This window comes from Burkholderia sp. 9120, from assembly GCF_000745015.1.
In the GTDB taxonomy this organism is placed as follows: Bacteria; Pseudomonadota; Gammaproteobacteria; order Burkholderiales; family Burkholderiaceae; genus Paraburkholderia.
Genome location: NZ_JQNA01000002.1, coordinates 6360263 through 6374665, shown reverse-complemented (window position 1 = coordinate 6374665; position 14403 = coordinate 6360263). Strand labels below are relative to the sequence as shown.

Genomic DNA, 14403 nt, shown 5'->3' with positions numbered 1-14403 from the left:
CGCCTAAATTTTCAGCAGACGGATAAAGAAAGCGCTACCGCAGCCGTTATGCGGACTATGCAACGCAGATTGCAGCCTCGCTCTATTCCGAGCTCAACGTCTCGTCGAAACCGATAATGAACCGTCTGACACTGAAACAGAAACTGTGGGTGCCGTTGCTGTTGTGCTGGGTCGCGCTCCTGATCGTGACCGTTGTGAACGCGTTCGATGCACGTAACGCTCAAATGGACGCACGCCAGGCCGATCTGGCCGACGTCACCGACATGGCGGCGTCGATCGTCGCGGATTACGCGAAGCAGGCCGACGCCGGCAAGCTCTCCGTCGACGTCGCTAAACAGCAGGCCATCGCCCGCATCAACGCGCAGCGTTACGGCGCGTCCGGCTACGTGACGATCGTGCGCAGCGATTCGGTGATGATCGATCATCCGATGAGCCCAAAGTTGAACGGCAAGGACATGAGCGGCTTCCGCGACGCGAAGGGCAACGCGCTCTATCACGACATCGCGCAAGCGGGCGGCTCGGCGGGCGGTTCGGGCTACTTGCGCTACTGGTGGCCGAAACCCGGCGAAACGACGCCGAGCGAAAAGATCGGCTACGTGAAGCGTTTTGCGCCCTGGGGCTGGGATTTCATCGCCGGCGCTTACATGGACGACATCCAGGCGCAGTTCTACGCGACGCTAGCCCGCTCGGCCGGCATGCTCGTGGTGCTGGGCGTGCTCGTCTCATTCGTCGCGTCGCGCGTAGTGCGCAACGTGTCGCGCTCGATCGGCGGCGAACCGGCCACTGCCGCCGCGATCGCCATGCAGATCGCGCGCGGCGATCTTGCCACCCGCATCGACCTGCGCCGCGACGACACGTCGAGCCTGCTGTTCTCGCTGCGCGAGATGCGCGATCAACTGGCGGCTACCATCACGCGCATCAAGACGTCCGCGGAGACGATCACGATCGCGTCGAAGGAAATCGCCGCGGGCAACCTGGATCTGTCGAGCCGCACCGAGGAACAGGCCGCGTCGTTGCAGCAAACCGCGGCCAGCATGGACGAACTCACCAAGACCGTCACGCAGAATGCCGACAACGCGGCCACCGCATCGGAATTGGCGACGGACGCGTCAAGCATCGCCGCGCGCGGCGGTCAGGTGGTCAACGACGTGGTGCAGAAAATGGCCGGCATCACCGATAGTTCACGCAAGATCGGCGAGATCATCAGCGTGATCGAGGGCATTGCGTTTCAGACCAATATTCTCGCGCTGAACGCGGCGGTCGAAGCCGCCCGCGCCGGCGAAGAAGGCCGCGGTTTTGCGGTGGTCGCGGGCGAAGTGCGCAATCTCGCGCAACGCAGCGCGACGGCGGCTAAGGAGATCAAGGTGTTGATCGATCAGTCGGTCGCGCAAGTCGGCGAAGGCTCGTCGCTGGCCGGCCGGGCCGGCAGCACGATCGGCGAAGTGGTCGACGCAGTGCGCCGCGTGACGGCCATCATCAATGAGATCTCCGCGGCTTCGAAGGAGCAGAGTTCGGGCATCGGCGAAGTCAACCTCGCCATCCGTCAGATGGACGACGTCACGCAACGCAACGCCGCGCTCGTCGAGCAGGCCGCAGCCGCCGCGGGCTCGCTCGATGAGCAGACGGAGCGCCTGCAGCATGCCGTTGCGGTGTTCAAGGTCGAGCAGCGCGCGTAGCCGGATGGCGCCGCGTCGGGCGCGAGAAGCTTTAATGAAAAAGCCGTCACAGGGAATGCCCGGTGACGGCTTTTTCTTTTGAAGGTTCGACTACCCAACCAGATAGTCGACTTCCGTTGCGATTTACGCGGCTCGCACGTCGCTGCGTCGCGTGAGTGGCCGCTCGAGCATGGCGTCGCTGCCAAATAGCGTGAAGGCGATATCGGCCAGCACGCCTGACTTCTTCCAGCGCAGGTAATAACGATGCGCGGTCTGATACGGCGCATAGCGCTCGGGCATCGCGCTCCACGGCGCGCGCGTGCGCAGCACCCACATCACGCTATTCATCACGCGGCGAATGTCGATGCTGGGACGGCCGCGCCGAGGCCCGTGCTCTTTCATTTCGGGCAGCAGCGGCACGATGCGGTGCCATTGCTCGTCCGTGAGATCGTGAACGGCCGGTGTGTGAGTCAGATTTGAAGCGAGAGTATTCATGCAGTAGAAACGCGCCTGCAGCACACGTGCTAGCGTCGCCGCGAAAATAAGGTCGATCGATAAATGAATTTCAGACTAACGCAAGCACGCATTCACGAAAGTTAATTCTTGTCAGATGCATGTGGACAAATGTCAATAAACGCAACGATTTATTGCGTCGAAGAATTTTTGGCGTGACGAAGGTGGTGATTTATTATCGGCGCGCCCGCGGCGTGGCCACGCTACACCGCGCGCCTCAATGAAAAATCCATAACCGACAAGCAGGAAAACCAGTGAGACAAGTAAGGCTCCTCAAGACCGCCGCAGTTATAGGCGGCGCGATCGTCGCCATGACATCCGAGCAGGCTTCGGCACAAAGTTCGATCACGCTATACGGCGTGGCCGATGTGAGCTTGCGCTACCTGAGCCATTCCAACGCGAAGAACGACGGGCGCCTGTTCATGACCAACGGCGCGATCACCAATAGTCGCTGGGGTCTGCGCGGTTCGGAAGACCTGGGCGGCGGTCTGAAGGCGATTTTCGATCTGGAAAGCGGCATCAATCTGCAGGACGGCTCGGCCTCGGACAGCCAGCGACTCTTCAACCGCAACGCGTATGTCGGCCTTAGTAGCCAATACGGCACGGTCACGCTCGGTCGTCAGAAGACGCCGTTGTTCGATCTGCTCAGCGATACCTATGATCCGCTGACCGTCGGTAACTACGCGGAAAACTCGTGGCTGCCGGGCGCGCTCGGCGCCGGGCTCTATGCCGACAACGCCGTCAAATACACCGGCACGTACAAAGGCCTGACCATGGCCGCGATGTACTCGTTCGGCACCAACGCGGAATCGACCGGCGTGGGCGGCTTCTCCGGGCAGGTTCCGGGCCATCTCGGCGCCGGCAATATGGTCGGCTTCATGTTGTCGTACGTGGCCGGTCCGTTGAGCGTCGCGGCCGGGGTGCAGCAGAACAGCGACAACAGCAATCACAAGCAAACCCTCTTCAACGCGGACGCGGTCTATGCCTTCAGCACGGCGAAGGTGTACATCGGCTATCTGCATTCGAAGGACGACACGGGTTTCGTCGATAGCGCATTGGCGCAGCAACCGCTCGTGCAAGGCGTCGACATCCTGAAGGGTTCGGGTCGGGTCGACAACGGCCCGTTTGCCGGCATGACCTGGCAGGCTACCCACGCGCTGACGCTGACCGGTGCGGCGTACTACGACCACATGTCGAATGCGGCGATCGGCAACAGTCTGCTGGGCAGCGGCAATCGCTATACGTTCGTGGCGCTGGCGGAATACGCGCTGTCGAAGCGCACCGAGGTGTACGGCACGGTCGATTTCGACAAGGTGTCGGGCGCCGCGTCGGTTGAGTTGCCGGGCAAAAACAATCAGACCGGCGTTGCGCTAGGTCTGCGGACGATTTTCTAAAGCGTCTGGATCAGGGGTGGGCCCGGCGGGCCTACTCGGGCTTTGCTGGGCGCGGCGGCGTCTGGCATGCGGATGTGGCGGCTTGCGCATATCGCGCGCCCATAAAAAAAGGTGCCGCGAACGGCACCTTTTCCACAACAACTAGCTTCTGCGGAAGCTTAGAAGCGGTGACGCAGACCGACCGTAGCAGCCGTCTGGTTCTTCGACGACGACGGCAGTTGCGAGTTGTCGCCGCTGTAGATCGAAGCGACACCGCCGTCGCCCATTGCGTGCTGGTACACGGCTTGAGCGTAGACGTCCGTACGACGCGACAGCGAGTAGTCAGCTTGCACGCCGATCTGGTGGTAGCGAACCGATTCCGAACCACCGTTGGCAGCAACGCCGTAGCCCTTGCCGTCGGTGAACGTGTACGCAACGCCCAGGCTCATAGCCGGCGTCAGGTTGTACTTGCCGTTGACTTCGTAGTTGTTAGCGCGCAGCGACTGTGCACCACCGACGAAGTTGTCCGAACGCGATTGCGTCCATGCCAGACCCAGGGTAGCCGGGCCGAATGCGTACGAACCAGCAAAGCCGAATTCACGCTGACGGAAGCTGCCGACGTTGCCTGCCAGTGCGTTGACGTACGAACCGTCCGACGCGCCGCCGTTACCTGCGCCCGGGTTGTTCTGCTGTGCGTAAGCAGCACCGAGGTGCAGACCTTGCCACTGGTATGCAGCACCAACGCTGTATTCGCGGTTGTTTGCGAATGCGCCAGCCTGGTTCGAGAAGCCGTACGTGCCGCCGAACGTGAAGCCAGCGTAGTTAGCGCTCGAGTACTTGATCGAGTTGTTGACCGAGTAGCCGCCGTTCGTGCTCAGGTTGTCGTTGTTGAACGGGTGAGCGAAGTACGTACCGCCCCAGCTGCCCGTTGCGGTCAGCGGTGCCAGGTAGTCTTGCGCTGCGTCGTATTGACGACCCAGCGTGACCGTACCGAATTGCGCGCTCGACAGACCGACGAACGACTGACGGTTGAACATGCCGTTGTTGTTAGCGAACTTGCCGTTGTTGATGTTGAAGCCGCTTTCCAACGTGAAGATTGCCTTCAGACCGCCGCCCAGATCTTCCGAACCACGCAGACCGAACATGCTTTGGTTGATGCCACCGCTACCTGCCGAGTACTTTGCGTTGTGGTTGACGTTGCTGGTGTACGTCAGGCCTGCGTCGAGCAAACCATACAGGGTCACGCTGCTTTGAGCGTGAGCGACGGAAGCGAACGATGCGGCAACCGCAACAACGATGAGACTCTTTTTCATGCGTGGGACTCCTGTTCGATAAATTTACGCGGGGAGCGGGACTTGCCTCAGCTGCGCATGCATGACATCCGCTGCTGCCCGTGTTCGCCGAACCGTTTTCCGGTCGGCATCTGGGCACCCTTGAAACGAAGCGTGAGTGTAGGGGGCGACCCTGGTGGTAACGCCCGCAATTTACACAACATGATTTTTCAGAATCCGCAATAATCCGGACCTGCCAGGCCTTAAGTCGTTGTTTTTCCTGCATTTATCGCAACATCGCAGACGTCTGGCGCCTGCTCCAGACATAAGTCATTTGCAATCTCTCAATATTAAAAGTTGTGCGCATGCAACAGTGTTTAATACGCGTGACGTAATCGGGTCGGACCCAAGAATGATGAAAGCCGGCATATTGCTCGAAATTGAGGCAATGACAAAAAGGGTATTACGGAGGGGAGTAGATTTATTTTAGAAAGACGGGAACTTAATCTGGAAAATGCGGTCGTGCATTTAAATGCCAGTTATCCCGCAATATTTGATGCAGGTCATAAAGGTTTTACAACGGCGAAGTGGTTGCGAACTCAATTCGCGCGGCGCCAATGCGGCTAGGTCGCGCGCTGGCGCAGCCAGAAGACAGCCCAAGAAAAAACCGCCCTTAGGGCGGTCTTATGAAATCCTGCTTGGGTCGCTCATGCTCGTTCGCGCTGTACGCTGTAACAGCGCAAGTGTCGAAAGTGAAGCTTTCGGCACGGGCATTGCCCGGAGGTGAGTTGCGGCGCCGGCCGCCGCGTGACAAAAACCCGTGCTGAAAGCGGACGGCAAACATCGAACAGCCTTCCGTCTTTATTTAACGGCGAAGCGGTTCCAATTTTTACACGGAGTTTCCCTAATTACCGGCAAGCCTTACCCTATGGCGTGTCGCGTCCGGGGGGCCAAGGGTGGCCTGATCGACTTCGTCGAGCGACCGCACCGACCTTCTCAACCATTTCAGTGGTGATCGAGCCGGGCGCGCGGCACCTCGTCGGCCGATGCGCTCAGGAACGCCTCCAGTCCGAATAGCCACGCAAAGCAGAATGTCGCACGTGCCAGCGCGGAGATTTGCCTGCGCGGCATGGCTTCCCCGCCGTCTTCCACGGATGAAGCCAACAAAGGTTGAGGCGGAACGAATTCGGTAACGGTGTGGTCGGGTCGCATGATAGTTCTCGTTATGGGTACGGTCTTGACGCCGACATTGAGCAAACCATGTGCCACAGGCAGGGACGGAATTCAGGGTCGTACTTAGGCAGACTAGCGGCACGTTGCGGATCAGTCTGTGCGCTTGACCGCCAACGAGAAATCCAGCTCCGGCATACCCGCAAAACCCGGCTGGAATCCACACACCCGAAATCCGAATCCGAATTAATCGCGCGGTGGACGCGCTATATCGCCGCACGCCATTACCGATTTCAAGCCGTAAAACGAAAAAGGGTTTCGAAGTCTCGAAACCCTTTTTACATTGATGGTGGGCCGGGTCGGATTCGAACCGACGATGTCCTTTCGGAGGCGGATTATGAGTCCGCTGCCTGCAACCAGCACGGCGTCCGGCCCAAGAAAAAGACCCGGTCTTGAAGGCCGGGCCGATTCCTTGATTGGCCGACATACTACACGAAAAAGGGGCCTCCGCAACCGCTTCGCTATCGCGAAACAACCGGGAAGCCCCTTCAAACCGCTACATCGATTACTACACGCTACAAGCGTCGATCAATTCCCTTCAAGGAACGACTTCAGCTTGTCCGAACGGCTCGGATGACGCAGCTTGCGCAGCGCCTTCGCCTCGATCTGACGGATCCGCTCACGCGTCACGTCGAACTGCTTGCCGACTTCTTCGAGCGTGTGATCGGTGCTCATCTCGATACCGAAACGCATGCGCAGCACCTTCGCTTCGCGCGGCGTCAACGAGTCGAGCACATCTTTCACGACGTCGCGCATGCTGGCATGCAAGGCCGCATCCGCCGGCGCCACCGTGTTCGTATCTTCGATGAAGTCGCCCAGATGCGAATCGTCGTCGTCACCGATCGGCGTTTCCATGGAGATCGGCTCTTTCGCGATCTTCATGATCTTGCGGATCTTGTCTTCCGGCATTTCCATCTTCTCGGCCAGCGTTGCCGGATCCGGTTCGAGACCGGTTTCCTGCAGAATCTGACGCGAAATACGGTTCATCTTGTTGATCGTTTCGATCATGTGAACCGGAATCCGGATCGTACGCGCCTGGTCGGCGATCGAACGCGTAATGGCCTGGCGAATCCACCACGTGGCGTACGTGGAGAACTTGTAGCCGCGGCGATATTCGAATTTGTCCACCGCCTTCATCAGGCCGATATTGCCTTCCTGAATCAGGTCGAGGAACTGCAGACCACGGTTCGTGTACTTCTTCGCGATCGAGATCACGAGACGCAAATTCGCCTCGGTCATTTCGCGCTTGGCTTGCCGCGCCTTCAGTTCACCGGCCGCCATCTGACGGTTGGTTTCCTTCAGGTCCTTCAGCGGCAATACGACACGCGCCTGCAGGTCCAGCAGACGTTGCTGCTGTTCGCGGATAGCCGGAATGTTCCGCGTGAGGATCGCGCTGTAGGCGTGACCCTCGCCGACAATCCGGTCGGCCCATTCGAGATCCGTTTCGCTGCCCGGAAAACGCGCGATGAACTCCGCGCGCGGCATGCCGCACTTGTCGACCACCGTGTGCAGAATCTGACGCTCGACCTGACGCACTTCGTCCACTTGCGCGCGCAACGTATCGCACAGACGCTCGACCGTGCGCGCGGTGAAGCGGATCGTCATCAGTTCGTTCTGGATCGTTTCCTGAGCCTTCAGATACGACTTGGACTTGTAGCCTTCTTTCTCGAACGCGCGACGCATCTTGTCGAACCATTCGCTGATCAGGGCAAACTTTTCGAGCGACGCACGCTTGAGCGCTTCCATCTGCGCTGCGTTGGCCGTGGCTTGCGCCGTGCCGTCGTCTTCTTCCTCGTCTTCCTCGGACTCTTCTTCGACTTCTTCTTCGTCGCTCTCGATCGCTTCCGCCTCTTGCGCGGAGAAGCCGTCCGCGTCTTCCGCGTTGGCGTCGATCAGGCCGTCCACCAGTTCGTCGATCCGGATTTCCTCGTTCGCGACCCGCTCAGCCATGGCGAGGATGTCGGCGATCGTGGTCGGGCACGCGGAGATTGCCATCACCATGTGCTTCAGACCGTCTTCGATCCGCTTGGCGATTTCGATTTCGCCTTCGCGCGTGAGCAGCTCGACCGTGCCCATTTCGCGCATGTACATGCGGACCGGGTCGGTGGTGCGGCCGAATTCGGAGTCGACGGTGGACAGCGCGACTTCGGCTTCCTCTTCCACTTCGTCGTCCGACGAAGCGGCGGGTGCGTTGTCGTTCAGCAGCAGCGTTTCAGCGTCCGGGGCCTGTTCATACACCGCCACGCCCATGTCGTTGAACGTGCTGATGATGCCTTCGATCGCCTCGGTCTCGGTGAAGTTGTCCGGCAGGTGGTCGTTGATTTCGGCGTACGTGAGGAAGCCGCGCTCCTTGCCGAGCTTGATCAGCGTGCGCAGTTTGGAACGGCGCTCCTCGAGTTCCTCGACCGTGCCCGGCTGTGACGACGCGAACGCGTCTTTCAGCAGCGCTTTTTCCTTTGCACGACGGTCGCGAGCCTTGACCTTTTCCACTTTGGCCGGAGCCGCGGCGGCAGGGGTTTCTTCGCTTTGGGTTGCTTCGTCATCGACGGGTACTTCATTCAGCTTTTTCGTCATGGAGTTCGCCGTACCGGCTGTAGTCTCGACTCGCGGCTGGTGGACGCCAGCCGGTTGAACCGTGGATACTGGAACCTCGCGGACTGCCGCATCGTCCTGCGCGACAACCGCTTCCCTTGCGCTTCTGACACCCGGCCGCTTCGTGACCGGTGGTGATACCACTCTCGCTGCCTCAACCTGCTCCGCTCGTGCAGCGGAACTGGTCAAGGATTTCTTCCCCGCAACCGGTGCAACACTGACGGTAGACGTTTTTCTGGCGGAAGAATCTAGCCTGGCCTCGGTGACCTTTCTGGTCGGCTCCTTCGAGCCTGTGCCTGCCGCTTTATTTCCGCCTGTAGTCTTTGCCATCGCATCGCCCTTCGCCTGTTGGCCTTTGCTAGGAAAACCCTTTGAAAAACAAACCGCTGGAAACCTTTTATTATACCACTTCGACCCTTCGCAACCGGCCTAGAGCCCCAGCTGGCGCTTCATGTCGGCCCGCTTCCGGTTCAACTCCGACAGCTCCGCAAACTCCTCCGGCGTGTGCCGGGATTGCCGCGAAAGTTGCTCGAGACGATCGCAATAAGCGTCGTACCGCATCTTCAGAATCGCGGCTTTCAATTCCTCGCCGACAATTCGCTCCTGCTCGCGCCGTTCCTCGATGACGGTCGCATCCTCCGGGTCCTTCAGCAACAAATCCCGGACGTTTTCATCATAGTCTAGAATTTTGCGAAAGATTTCCTCGAAAGTTGGGGCGTTCGCGCCGTTTCGCAATAGATCGGACAGCAACTGAAACTCCGCCGAATCGCCCAGCGCACGCGCGTGCGTCGTCACTTCTTCGAACAGCTCGCCGTGCCGCGTCACCGTCAGAAGCGCCTGCTCGGCGTCTTCGTCGAGCACCGCCACCGTGCGCGGATACATCACCAGATTGCGCAGCGTTTTCTCTTCGATCCCGGTCACGCTGCGCCGGTCTTTGCGGGCCGGCGCCGAGCGGGCGGCCACCGCGATCCGCGAATCGACCTCGCAGAGGGCCGCCACTTCGTCGAACGGCACGTCGAGCCGGTCGGCGAACATATGCATGATCTGGGCGCGCAGCGCATTGGCCGGCAGCGCCTGCAGCAAGGGCTTGGCGTCGAACAGCGCGCGGGCCCGGCCTTCGGGCTGATCCAGCTCCTTGCCGGTCAGCACCTCATTGAGCATGAACTGCGACAGCGGCATGGCGCGCTCGACCTGCTCGGCGAAGCCCTCGGTGCCGAATTCACGCACGTAGCTGTCCGGATCGTGCTCGGACGGCAGAAACAGGAAGCGGATGGTGCGATTGTCGGCCGCGTGCGGCAGACAGGCGTCCAGCGCGCGGCGCGCGGCGCGCCGCCCCGCCGAGTCGCCGTCGAAACTGAAAATGACCGTATCGGTCTGACGCATCAGTTTCTGCACATGAATTGGCGTGCAGGCCGTGCCGAGCGTCGCGACCGCGTTCTGAAACCCCAATTGGGCCAGCGCGACCACGTCCATATAGCCTTCGACCACCAGCACGTAGTGCTGTTCGCGAATCGCCAGACGCGCCTCGAACAGCCCGTACAACTCGCTGCCTTTGTTAAATAGCGGCGTTTCGGGCGAATTCAAATATTTCGGCTCGCCGCTGTCCAGTACCCGGCCGCCGAAGCCGATCACCTGCCCCTTCACATTGCGTATTGGGAACATGATCCGCTCGCGAAAGCGGTCGTAACGGCGGTTCTGACCCTGCGCGTCCGACTTTTCGCTGACAATCACCAGCCCCGACTCGACCAGCGAATCGTCCCGATAGTTAGGAAATGCCGGCTCGAGGTTCTGCCAGCCGTCTGGGGCGTAGCCGAGTCCGAAGCGGGCAGCGATCTCGCCGGTCAAGCCGCGTTTCTTCAGATACTGAATCGCGGTGGGCGCGCCACGCAGTTGCTTGCGGTAAAAATCGCAGGCGGTTTGCATGACGTCGGAAAGCGCCGTGGTGACCGCTTTGGACGCCGCTGGCGCATAGCCGCCGCCCCCGCCGCCATACCCCGGCGACGGCTCGTTCGGCACGGTCAAGCCGACCGACTGCGCGAGATCGTTGACGGCCTCGGGGAACGACGAGCCAACGTGTTCCATCAGGAACCCGATCGCCGTGCCGTGCGCACCACAGCCGAAGCAGTGATAGAACTGTTTAGTCGGACTAACCGTAAACGAGGGGCTTTTTTCGTTGTGAAACGGGCACAGCCCCATGAAGTTCGCGCCGCCCTTTTTCAGCTGCACATACCGGCCGACCACGTCGACGATATCGACGCGGTTGAGCAGGTCCTGCAGAAATGACGGAGGAATCACAGTAAATGACGCTACCTGAAAAGCTCAAGGCTGCGCGCGCCGCCCGTCGAGCGACGGTGCGCGCAGACCCGATAGACGGAAATTACTTCGCGAGCGCGGCTTTGACTTGCGCCGAGACGGCGGTCATGTCGGCGCGGCCGGCCAGCTTCGGCTTCAGCACGCCCATCACCTTGCCCATGTCCTGCGGGCCGGCAGCGCCGGTTTGCGCGACCGCGGCCTGAACTTCGGCAACGATCTCCGCCTCGGACATCTGCTCCGGCATATACGCGGACAGGATCGCCATTTCGGCCTTTTCCTTGTCGGCGAGATCCGTGCGGCTGGCCGCTTCGAACTGGCTGATCGAGTCTTTGCGCTGCTTGATCATCTTGTCGATGACCGCGGTGATCGCCGTGTCGTCGAGCGTGATGCGCTCGTCGACTTCGCGTTGCTTGATCGCGGCGAGCAACAGGCGGATCGTGCCGAGACGCTCGGTTTCACGCGCCCGCATGGCGGCTTTCATGTCGTCGTTGATCTGGTCCTTGAGACTCATCACTCACCTGAATGCGTTGGAATTTGAAAATCCGGCCGGGCCGACCGCATCAACACGAATACCCGCTTGGGACTGCTTCCTCAAACGGGTTGGCGCGATATGCGTAATGTGTGCGACCCTGCCGGCTGGCCCGAAGGGACCGTGTTTTCCGTGACGGCGCCTGCAGCGCCCTCACCGGTTGGATGTCGCCGCTCCGTTCGACGGGAACCGCGGCAACGCCAGAATCAGTAGAACTTTTTTGGCAGCATCTGGCCACGCAGATGCTTGAAATGACGCTTCACCGCAGCCGCTTTCTTGCGCTCAGCCGTAGGCTTTTCGTAAAACTCGCGAGCGCGAAGTTCCGTCAACCAGCCGGTTTTCTCCATGCTGCGCTTGAAACGGCGCATGGCAACTCAAACGGCTCGTTGTCTTTTACGCGGATGGTCGTCATTTTTCAATAACGGCACTTTGTAAAGGTTCAGGAGTATAGCAGAGCTCTCTCACAAAGCTAATGCGCCGTCAAGCCCCCAGAGCGTACTCCGCAGCCGCCTGTCCAGCCGCCACGCCCGACGCCCACGCCCACTGAAAATTGTAGCCGCCGAGCCAGCCGGTCACGTCGACCGCCTCGCCGATGAAGTACAAACCTGGCGCACGCGCGCTCATCATCGTCGCCGACGACAGGTCGCGCGTGTCCACCCCGCCGCGCGTCACTTCGGCCTTGCGATAGCCTTCGGTGCCGTTGGGCGTGAGCGTCCAGCGCGACAAGGCCTCGCCGACGCGTCGCAGGGTCTTGTCCGGCAGATCGGCGACGCGTGCGTCGGCGGGAATCTGGTGGGTTTCCAGCCAGACGTGCGCAAGCCGCTGCGGCACCCATTCGGACAGCAGATTGGCGATCTGGCGCTTCGTGCCGGTTTTGGCCTCCAGCAACGCGGTGGTGGCGTCCTTTTCCGGCAGCAGATTGATGTGAATCGGCTCGCCGGGCTGCCAGTAGCTCGAAATCTGCAGCACGCCCGGGCCGGACAGGCCTCGATGGGTCAGCAGCAGATCTTCGTTGAATTCCGCGCCGGTCTTCTTGTTGCCGGTCGCGAGTTGCACTTCCAGCGATACGCCCGACAGCGCCGCGAACGGCTCCCAGTCGGCCGCGGCGAAGGTCAGCGGGACGAGCGCCGGGCGCGTGTCGATCAGCTTGTGGCCGAATTGCTTCGCGACGCGGTAGGCGAAATCCGTCGCGCCGATCTTGGGGATCGACAGACCGCCGGTCGCGATCACCAGCGCGCGCGCCGTGATCGGACCCGACTGGGTGTCCAGCGTGTAGCGGCCTTCCGCGTCCTGCCGCACCTGCTCGACCGACAGCGGCGTGCGCCACGCGACACGGCCCGCGTCGCACTCGGCCTTCAAAACATTGATGACGGCGTCGCTCGACTGATCGCAGAAGAGTTGCCCCTTGTGCTTCTCGTGCCACGTCACGTGATGCCGCTTGAGCAGCGCCATGAAGTCGCGCGGCGTATAGCGCGCCAGCGCCGAGCGGCAAAAATGCGGATTGGCAGACAGGTAATTAGCCGGGCCGGCGTACAGATTGGTGAAGTTGCACCGGCCGCCGCCGGAGATGCGGATTTTTTCCGCGAGACGCTGCGAGTGGTCGATCAGCACCACGCGACGGCCGAGTTGCCCGGCCACGGCCGCGCACATCATGCCGGCCGCGCCTGCGCCGATTACCGCGATATCGAAGGATTCCATGGGGCCGCATTGTACCTGCGCGTCTGCGGCGGCTTGTCGGCACTGCTATACTTTCAGGCTTGCCTTTTCATTTTCTCGGCCGCGTCCTGACAGTCCCTGCGCGTCGTATCCGCAGTGTCACGCACGGCCGTGGTCGTTCGAACCCAACCATCCATCATGCTCGTTCTCGGCATCGAAAGCTCCTGCGACGAAACCGGTCTCGCGCTCTACGACACAGAGCGCGGCCTGCTCGCGCACGCGCTGCATTCGCAAATCGCGATGCATCGGGAATACGGCGGCGTGGTGCCTGAACTGGCGTCGCGCGACCATATCCGGCGTGCGCTGCCGTTGCTCGAAGAAGTGATGGAGCGCGCCGGTGCGGCGCGCAGCGACATCGACGCGATCGCCTACACGCAAGGGCCAGGGCTCGCGGGCGCGCTGCTGGTCGGCGCGAGCGTGGCCAATTCGCTGGCCATGGCGTGGGACAAGCCGACTATCGGCATCCACCATCTCGAAGGGCATTTGCTGTCGCCGCTGCTGGTGGACGAGCCGCCGCCGTTTCCGTTTGTCGCGCTGCTGGTGTCCGGCGGACATACGCAATTGATGCGCGTAACGGACGTCGGCGAGTACGAAACGCTCGGCGAAACACTGGACGACGCAGCCGGCGAAGCCTTCGACAAAACCGCCAAGCTGCTCGGCCTCGGTTATCCCGGCGGCCCCGAAGTGTCGCGCATGGCCGAATTCGGCACGCCCGGCGCGGTGGTGCTGCCGCGTCCCATGCTGCATTCCGGCGACCTCGACTTCAGCTTCAGCGGCTTGAAAACCGCTGTGCTCACGCATGCAAAAAAGCTCGGCGGCGCGAATATCTGCGAGCAGGCGAAAGCCGATCTGGCCCGCGGTTTCGTGGACGCAGCGGTCGACGTGCTGGCGGTGAAGTCGCTGGCCGCGCTGAAAAAAACCAAGCTGAACCGGTTGGTGGTGGCCGGCGGCGTGGGCGCGAACCGGCAACTGCGCGAGGCGCTTTCCGCCGCAGCGAAGAAACGCAATTTCTATGTGCATTATCCGGATTTGTCGCTGTGCACGGACAACGGCGCGATGATCGCGCTGGCCGGCGCGTTGCGCTTGCAGCGCTGGCCGGATCAGTCGGGCAAAGATTACGCGTTCACGGTGAAGCCGCGCTGGGACCTGACTTCGCTCGCACGCTAAGCTCGAAAGCTCAGTAGTTCGGCGCGCGTAAAAAAGCCGCTCTT

11 protein-coding genes, 1 tRNA gene and 1 pseudogene are annotated in these 14403 nt (G+C 61.1%); 4 read left to right on the top strand and 9 right to left on the bottom strand.

The genetic code is table 11. From position 1 onward, the window contains the following. Positions 1 to 116 precede the first annotated feature (116 nt). On the top strand, positions 117 to 1676 hold the full coding sequence (locus FA94_RS36240) for a methyl-accepting chemotaxis protein (protein WP_035561207.1): 1560 nt from the start codon (positions 117 to 119) through the stop codon (positions 1674 to 1676). A gap of 123 nt (positions 1677 to 1799) precedes the next feature. Here FA94_RS36240 and FA94_RS36235 read toward each other — a convergent pair whose 3' ends face one another. After that, on the bottom strand, positions 1800 to 2150 hold the full coding sequence (locus FA94_RS36235; RefSeq protein WP_035564050.1) for a transposase: 351 nt from the start codon (positions 2148 to 2150) through the stop codon (positions 1800 to 1802). A gap of 329 nt (positions 2151 to 2479) precedes the next feature. On the opposite strand from FA94_RS36235, the gene FA94_RS36230 reads away from it, so the two are divergent. Next, a complete protein-coding gene (locus tag FA94_RS36230) occupies positions 2480 to 3562 on the top strand; it encodes a porin (protein WP_051981119.1) in 1083 nt (360 codons plus the stop codon). 158 nt (positions 3563 to 3720) lie between these two features. Here FA94_RS36230 and FA94_RS36225 read toward each other — a convergent pair whose 3' ends face one another. From FA94_RS36225 to rpoD, 4 genes are all read right to left on the bottom strand, one after another. Continuing rightward, positions 3721 to 4854 carry a porin gene (locus FA94_RS36225; protein WP_035561201.1) on the bottom strand — a complete coding sequence of 378 codons (1134 nt, stop codon included), beginning with the start codon at positions 4852 to 4854 and terminating at the stop codon, positions 3721 to 3723. 963 nt (positions 4855 to 5817) lie between these two features. After that, the gene (locus FA94_RS36220; protein WP_035561200.1) at positions 5818 to 6024 is read right to left on the bottom strand and encodes a hypothetical protein; all 207 of its coding nucleotides are present in this window, start codon (positions 6022 to 6024) and stop codon (positions 5818 to 5820) included. Between the two features lie 305 nt (positions 6025 to 6329). Beyond that, positions 6330 to 6417 (bottom strand) — tRNA-Ile (locus tag FA94_RS36215). A gap of 153 nt (positions 6418 to 6570) precedes the next feature. Further along, complete coding sequence (gene rpoD / locus FA94_RS36210) at positions 6571 to 8778, bottom strand: RNA polymerase sigma factor RpoD (protein ID WP_408305756.1); 2208 nt, start codon at positions 8776 to 8778, stop codon at positions 6571 to 6573. Between rpoD and FA94_RS40045 the strand changes: the two genes are divergently transcribed. Beyond that, a complete protein-coding gene (locus tag FA94_RS40045; protein ID WP_502690846.1) occupies positions 8759 to 9067 on the top strand; it encodes a hypothetical protein in 309 nt (102 codons plus the stop codon). The two genes, rpoD and FA94_RS40045, sit on opposite strands and share 20 nt — an antisense overlap. Here the strand turns inward: FA94_RS40045 and dnaG are convergent. From dnaG to FA94_RS36190, 4 genes and pseudogenes are all read right to left on the bottom strand, one after another. Then, positions 9064 to 10929 carry a DNA primase gene (gene dnaG, locus FA94_RS36205; RefSeq protein ID WP_035561195.1) on the bottom strand — a complete coding sequence of 622 codons (1866 nt, stop codon included), beginning with the start codon at positions 10927 to 10929 and terminating at the stop codon, positions 9064 to 9066. The genes FA94_RS40045 and dnaG overlap by 4 nt on opposite strands. 82 nt (positions 10930 to 11011) lie before the next feature. Then, positions 11012 to 11458 (bottom strand): GatB/YqeY domain-containing protein, encoded by a 447-nt coding sequence (locus tag FA94_RS36200; RefSeq protein WP_035561192.1) that lies wholly within the window; start codon positions 11456 to 11458, stop codon positions 11012 to 11014. A gap of 224 nt (positions 11459 to 11682) precedes the next feature. Continuing rightward, positions 11683 to 11888: pseudogene (gene rpsU, locus FA94_RS36195) on the bottom strand (30S ribosomal protein S21). A 68-nt stretch (positions 11889 to 11956) separates the two neighbouring features. Further along, the gene (locus FA94_RS36190; protein WP_035561185.1) at positions 11957 to 13174 is read right to left on the bottom strand and encodes a BaiN/RdsA family NAD(P)/FAD-dependent oxidoreductase; all 1218 of its coding nucleotides are present in this window, start codon (positions 13172 to 13174) and stop codon (positions 11957 to 11959) included. A 156-nt stretch (positions 13175 to 13330) separates the two neighbouring features. On the opposite strand from FA94_RS36190, the gene tsaD reads away from it, so the two are divergent. Continuing rightward, a complete protein-coding gene (gene tsaD / locus FA94_RS36185; RefSeq protein ID WP_035561182.1) occupies positions 13331 to 14359 on the top strand; it encodes a tRNA (adenosine(37)-N6)-threonylcarbamoyltransferase complex transferase subunit TsaD in 1029 nt (342 codons plus the stop codon). Positions 14360 to 14403 lie beyond the last annotated feature (44 nt).

What these genes read in the sequence shown, in the direction of transcription:
- FA94_RS36240 (WP_035561207.1), top strand. Translation starts at nt 117, where the DNA reads ATGAACCGTCTGACACTGAAACAGAAACTGTGGGTGCCGTTGCTGTTG.
- FA94_RS36235 (WP_035564050.1), bottom strand. Translation starts at nt 2,150, where the DNA reads ATGAATACTCTCGCTTCAAATCTGACTCACACACCGGCCGTTCACGAT.
- FA94_RS36230 (WP_051981119.1), top strand. Translation starts at nt 2,480, where the DNA reads ATGACATCCGAGCAGGCTTCGGCACAAAGTTCGATCACGCTATACGGC.
- FA94_RS36225 (WP_035561201.1), bottom strand. Translation starts at nt 4,854, where the DNA reads ATGAAAAAGAGTCTCATCGTTGTTGCGGTTGCCGCATCGTTCGCTTCC.
- FA94_RS36220 (WP_035561200.1), bottom strand. Translation starts at nt 6,024, where the DNA reads ATGCGACCCGACCACACCGTTACCGAATTCGTTCCGCCTCAACCTTTG.
- FA94_RS36200 (WP_035561192.1), bottom strand. Translation starts at nt 11,458, where the DNA reads ATGAGTCTCAAGGACCAGATCAACGACGACATGAAAGCCGCCATGCGG.
- FA94_RS36190 (WP_035561185.1), bottom strand. Translation starts at nt 13,174, where the DNA reads ATGGAATCCTTCGATATCGCGGTAATCGGCGCAGGCGCGGCCGGCATG.
- tsaD (WP_035561182.1), top strand. Translation starts at nt 13,331, where the DNA reads ATGCTCGTTCTCGGCATCGAAAGCTCCTGCGACGAAACCGGTCTCGCG.